Source organism: Burkholderia sp. HMSC10F09, assembly GCF_001806955.1.
Taxonomy (GTDB): domain Bacteria; phylum Pseudomonadota; class Gammaproteobacteria; order Burkholderiales; family Burkholderiaceae; genus Burkholderia; species Burkholderia multivorans.
In genome coordinates, this window is record NZ_KV786516.1 from 1 (window position 1) to 5,540 (window position 5,540).

Below are 5,540 nucleotides of genomic sequence, written 5' to 3' on the forward strand. Positions count from 1 at the left end.
GGCCAGGACGGCCGCGCCGGCCGTCTCGGTGCGCAGCACGCGCGGGCCGAGCGACAGCGCCGTGAAGCCGCGTGCCCGCGCGGCCGCTTCCTCCTCCGGCGAGAGGCCGCCTTCGGGCCCGATCAACAGCGTGACCGGCGCCGCGGGCGGCGCGTCGGGCAGCGACGCGAACGGGATGCTCGCACGCGGCGACAGCAGCAGCCGCAGCTCGCCGTTGACGGGCGCCGGCGCCAGGCCGTCGAGCCATGCGGCGAATGCGCGCACCGCAGCGACGTCGGGCACGCGGTTGCGGCCGCACTGTTCGCACGACGCGCGCACGACACCGCGCCAGTGCGCGACGCGCTTTTCCGCGCGCTCGCCGGACAGCTTCACGACGCCGCGGGCCGTCGACAGCGGCACGACGGCCGCGACACCGAGTTCGACTGCCTTCTCGATCACCCAGTCCATCTTGTCGCCGCCCGCGATGCCCTGCGCGAGCGTCACGCGGTACGGCGGCTCGGCTTCGGCGGGATCGAAGGCGTCGATTTGCGCGAGCGCACCGCGCTTGTCGATCTCGACGAGCCGCGCGCGATACTGGCCGCCCGTGCCGTCGAACAGCGCGAGCGGATCGCCGGGCTGCAGCCGCAGCACCTGCGCGTGGCGCGCGACGTCGGCGGGCAGCGCGAGCGTCGCGTCCGCGCGCAACGCGGTGTCGACGAAAAAGCGCGGCACGGCCGCGGTCGTGCTGGCTTCGCTCATGCTTCGAGCCGGCGCGCGAGCGCCCAGCGGTAGCCGTCGAGATCCTCGATCTGCGCGAACCGGTCGCCCCAGAACTGGTCCTGCGGCGCGGTCAGCGACTTCGCGCCCGCGTCGAGCGCGCGCTGCCACGTCGCATCGACGTCGTCGACGTACAGATAGAACGACTGCGGCGCGATCGCGTTCGCGCTTTTCGGCGTGCGCGCGGTCGAGCCGAACGCGCCTTCGGGCGCGAACATCACGATCAGCTGACCGCGATAGACCATCTCGACGTGCATGATCGCGCCGTCCTCGTCGAGCACGTCGCGCAGCGCGAAGCCGAATGCGGCCGTGAAGAAATCGATCGACGCGCGCGCATTGCGCACGGTCAGGTAAGGCGTCAACCAAGGCACGTCGGCCGGACGTGGATCGGTCATCAAGCAATCTCCTGTCGTTCGGGGGAGGCGGCGCGAGCGTGCACCGGTTCGCTGCGCGCGTTGGCGCATCGCGCGAAGCGGCGCGCGCGTGCGAAGCGTACGCTCAGCGGCGAGCGCCCAGTGTATCGCGCAGCGCGCGCGGCAGCGCAAAAAGGGCCGCATGCAGCCGCGCATCGTAGTAGCGCAGGCCTTCGATGCGGCGCGCGGCGAGCCGTTCGTCGATGTCGTGCGCGAACAGCGCGGCCGCGTCGAGCGTGTCGCTCGCAATCGCCATCAGCCATTGCGAGCCGTACAGCGGCACGTGCGCGGAGAGCGGATCGACGACCGCGAAGCTCGCACGCAGATCCTCGAGCAGCGCGGCGATCCGCGCGGCATGGAACAGCGGCGAGCCGAGATGCATCGACACCGCGCCGCGCGGCGTCAGGATGCGCTTGAGCCGTGCGTAGAACGCGCGCGTATAGAGGCCGGCGGCCGGCGAATCGGGCGGCGTCAGATCGAACACGACGAGATCGAAATGCTCGACCGTCGATTCGACGAAATGGGCGGCATCGCCGATCACCAGTTCGACGCGCGGGTCGTCCAGCGCGCCCTGATGGACGTCGTCGAGATAGCGGCGCGCCATGCCGACGACTTCGTCGTCGAGCTCGGCGACGACGATCCGTTCGATGCATGCATGCTTGAGCAGCTGGCGCGCGGCGCCGCCGTCGCCGCCGCCGAGCACGAGCGCCTTTTTCGGCGCCGGGTGCGCGAGCGCGGCCGGATGCGTCATGCACTCGTGGTAGACGTACTCGTCGCCGACGGACGTCATCGGCCGCCCGTCGAGCGTGAACAGCCGGCCGAGCTGCGCGGTTTCCCAGACTTCGATCTGCTGGTGCGCGGACGCGACGCGCGCAAGGCGGCGCGCATTCGGAAAGCCGTAGGTGGCGTCGGGTGTCGGATGAAAGAGGAGGGTCGTGCTCACGGGCGGGCCGCGCGAGGCGGGCAGTTCCAACGCCTGAATTATAGGAGGCGCGCGCTTTCGCGGAAAACCGTGCCGGAACAAGCCGATGCGCCGGGGAAATCCCGGCCCATCTGTTAAAATAACGAGCTTTGCAGCCCCGTCCGTAGGCTCCGTCCGCTTCGCGTCCGTCAGGCGCCGCACCGCGCGCCGGGAACGGTCGATGCGCGAGCTTCCGGATGCCGCCGTGCTCCCGTTTTCTCGACTCGTTCTCCGGACTCGACATGACGACTTCGTCTCCCGCCTCCACCACCCTGATGGCCAACGCGATCCGTGCGCTCGCGATGGACGCCGTCCAGCAAGCGAACTCCGGTCACCCGGGCATGCCGATGGGCATGGCCGAAATCGGCGTGGCGCTCTGGTCGCGCCACCTGAAGCACAACCCGACGAACCCGCACTGGGCGGATCGCGACCGTTTCGTGCTGTCGAACGGTCACGGCTCGATGCTGCTGTACTCGCTGCTGCACCTGACCGGCTACGACCTGCCGATCGAAGAGCTGAAGAACTTCCGCCAGCTGCACTCGAAGACGCCGGGCCACCCCGAATACGGCATCACGCCGGGCGTCGAGACGACCACCGGCCCGCTCGGCCAGGGTCTCGCGAACGCGGTCGGCATGGCGCTCGGCGAAGCGCTGATGGCCGACGAGTTCAACCGTCCGGACGCGAAGATCGTCGATCACTACACGTACGTGTTCCTCGGCGACGGCTGCCTGATGGAAGGCATCTCGCACGAGGCCTGCTCGCTCGCCGGCACGCTGAAGCTGAACAAGCTGATCGCGCTGTACGACGACAACGGCATCTCGATCGACGGCGACGTCGTCAACTGGTTCCACGACGACACGCCGAAGCGCTTCGAAGCGTACGGCTGGAACGTGATCGCGAACGTGAACGGCCATGACGTCGACGCCGTCGACGCGGCCATCGCGAAGGCGAAGCAGTCGGACAAGCCGACGCTGATCTGTTGCAAGACGGTGATCGGCAAGGGCGCGGCGACGAAGGCGGGCGGCCACGACGTGCACGGCGCGGCGCTCGGCGCGGAAGAAATCGCGAAGACGCGCGAAGCGCTCGGCTGGAAGTGGGAGCCGTTCGTGATTCCGCAGGAAGTCTATGCGGCATGGGACGCGAAGGAAGCCGGCAAGCGTGCCGAAGCGGCGTGGAACGACGCGTTCGCGCAGTATCGCGCGAAGTATCCGCAGGAAGCGGCCGAATTCGAGCGCCGCATGGCGAACCAGCTGCCGGCCGACTGGGCCGAGAAGGCGAAGGCGATCGTCGCGGGCGCGAACGAGCGCGCCGAGACGGTGGCGACGCGCAAGGCATCGCAGCAGGCGATCGAAGGGCTGGCCGCGGTGCTGCCGGAACTGCTCGGCGGCTCGGCCGACCTGACCGGTTCGAACCTGACGAACTGGAAGGCCTCGAAGGCCGTGCGCGCGAATCCGGAAGGCGCGGGCGTGCTGCTCGGCAACCACATCAACTACGGCGTGCGCGAGTTCGGCATGAGCGCCGCGATCAACGGCCTCGCGCTGCACGGCGGCCACAAGCCGTTCGGCGGCACGTTCCTGACGTTCTCCGACTACAGCCGCAACGCGCTGCGCGTGGCTGCGCTGATGAAGGTGCCGTCGATTTTCGTGTTCACGCACGATTCGATCGGCCTCGGCGAAGACGGCCCGACGCACCAGTCGGTCGAGCACGTGTCGAGCCTGCGCCTGATTCCGCACCTCGACGTATGGCGTCCGGCCGATACGGTCGAAACCGCCGTCGCATGGACGCACGCGGTCGCGGCCCATCGTCCGTCGGCGCTGATCTTCAGCCGCCAGAACCTCGCGTTCAATCCGCGCACCGACGCCCAGATCGCGAACATCGAGAAGGGCGGCTACGTGCTGAAGGACTGGGACGAGGAAGTCGTCGCGCGCAAGATCATCCTGATCGCGACGGGCTCCGAGGTCGAACTCGCGATGAAGGCCGTCGAGCCGCTCGCGCAGCAAGGAATCGCCGCGCGCGTCGTGTCGATGCCGGCGACCACCGTGTTCGACCGCCAGGATGCCGAATACAAGGAACGCGTGCTGCCGCACGGCGTGCGTCGCGTCGCGATCGAAGCGGGCGTAACCGATTTCTGGCGCAAGTACGTGGGCCTCGAAGGCGGCGTCGTCGGGATCGACACGTTCGGCGAATCGGCACCGGCCGGCGTGCTGTTCAAGTATTTCGGCTTCACCGTCGAGCACGTCGTCGACACCGTGAAGGCCGTGCTCGCCTAAGCAATCAAAACATTCGCGACGCGCGCCGCCCCTCGCGCGCGTCGCACGTGAAGCTGCACGAAACGAATTTTTTCAGCCATCAGGAGATAGACCATGACGATTCGCGTCGCAATCAACGGCTACGGCCGCATCGGCCGCAACACGCTGCGCGCGTTTTATGAAAACGGCAAGAAGCACGATCTCGAGATCGTCGCGATCAACGACCTCGGCGATGCGAAGACGAACGCGCACCTGACGCAGTACGACACCGCGCACGGCAAGTTCCCGGGCGAAGTGTCGGTCGACGGCGACTACCTCGTCGTGAACGGCGACAAGATCCGCGTGCTCGCGAATCGCAATCCGGCCGAACTGCCGTGGGGCGAACTCGGCGTCGACGTCGTGATGGAGTGCACGGGCTTCTTCACGTCGAAGGAAAAGGCGAGCGCACACCTGAAGGGCGGCGCGAAGAAGGTGATCATCTCGGCGCCGGGCGGCAAGGACGTCGACGCGACGATCGTCTACGGCGTGAACCACAACGTGCTGAAGGCCGAGCACACGGTGATCTCGAACGCATCGTGCACGACGAACTGCCTCGCGCCGCTCGTCAAGCCGCTGAACGACAAGATCGGCCTCGAAACCGGCCTGATGACGACGATCCACGCCTACACGAACGACCAGGTGCTGACCGACGTCTATCACGAAGACCTGCGCCGCGCGCGTTCGGCCACGCACAGCCAGATCCCGACCAAGACGGGTGCGGCGTCGGCGGTCGGCCTCGTGCTGCCGGAACTGAACGGCAAGCTCGACGGCTACGCGATCCGCGTCCCGACGATCAACGTATCGATCGTCGATCTGTCGTTCATCGCGAAGCGCGACACGACGGTCGAGGAAGTGAACGCGATCATGAAGGAAGCATCGGAAGGCGCACTGAAGGGCATCCTCGGCTACAACGACGCGCCGCTGGTGTCGGTCGACTTCAACCACAATCCGGCTTCGTCGACGTTCGACGCGACGCTGACGAAGGTGTCGGGCCGCCTCGTGAAGGTGTCGAGCTGGTACGACAACGAGTGGGGTTTCTCGAACCGCATGCTCGATACGGCAGTCGCGTTCGCGAACGCGAAGTAAGTATCGCGTCGCGCGCCGCCGTTATGCGGCGGCGCG

5 protein-coding genes are annotated in these 5,540 nt (G+C 67.7%); 2 read left to right on the forward strand and 3 right to left on the reverse strand.

The window, feature by feature from the left end:
* From HMPREF3115_RS02160 to speE, 3 genes are all read right to left on the reverse strand, one after another.
* A partial coding sequence (locus tag HMPREF3115_RS02160) for a 16S rRNA (uracil(1498)-N(3))-methyltransferase (RefSeq protein WP_070553325.1) occupies positions 1–738 on the reverse strand: 738 nt, incomplete at its 3' end.
* A complete protein-coding gene (locus HMPREF3115_RS02165; protein ID WP_006411974.1) occupies positions 735–1,151 on the reverse strand; it encodes a VOC family protein in 417 nt (138 codons plus the stop codon). The genes HMPREF3115_RS02165 and HMPREF3115_RS02160, both read right to left, overlap by 4 nt.
* 103 nt (positions 1,152–1,254) lie before the next feature.
* Complete coding sequence (gene speE, locus HMPREF3115_RS02170; RefSeq protein WP_006407580.1) at positions 1,255–2,112, reverse strand: polyamine aminopropyltransferase; 858 nt, start codon at positions 2,110–2,112, stop codon at positions 1,255–1,257.
* A 215-nt stretch (positions 2,113–2,327) separates the two neighbouring features.
* Here speE and tkt point away from each other — a divergent pair, with 215 nt between their 5' ends.
* Entirely contained in the window at positions 2,328–4,400 is a 2,073-nt protein-coding gene (gene tkt, locus HMPREF3115_RS02175; RefSeq protein ID WP_053297645.1) for a transketolase, read from the forward strand.
* Positions 4,401–4,493: 93 nt separating this feature from the next.
* Positions 4,494–5,504 (forward strand): type I glyceraldehyde-3-phosphate dehydrogenase, encoded by a 1,011-nt coding sequence (gene gap, locus HMPREF3115_RS02180; RefSeq protein WP_006407578.1) that lies wholly within the window; start codon positions 4,494–4,496, stop codon positions 5,502–5,504.
* Positions 5,505–5,540 lie beyond the last annotated feature (36 nt).

What these genes read in the sequence shown, in the direction of transcription:
- tkt (WP_053297645.1), top strand. Translation starts at nt 2,328, where the DNA reads ATGCCGCCGTGCTCCCGTTTTCTCGACTCGTTCTCCGGACTCGACATG.
- HMPREF3115_RS02165 (WP_006411974.1), bottom strand. Translation starts at nt 1,151, where the DNA reads ATGACCGATCCACGTCCGGCCGACGTGCCTTGGTTGACGCCTTACCTG.
- gap (WP_006407578.1), top strand. Translation starts at nt 4,494, where the DNA reads ATGACGATTCGCGTCGCAATCAACGGCTACGGCCGCATCGGCCGCAAC.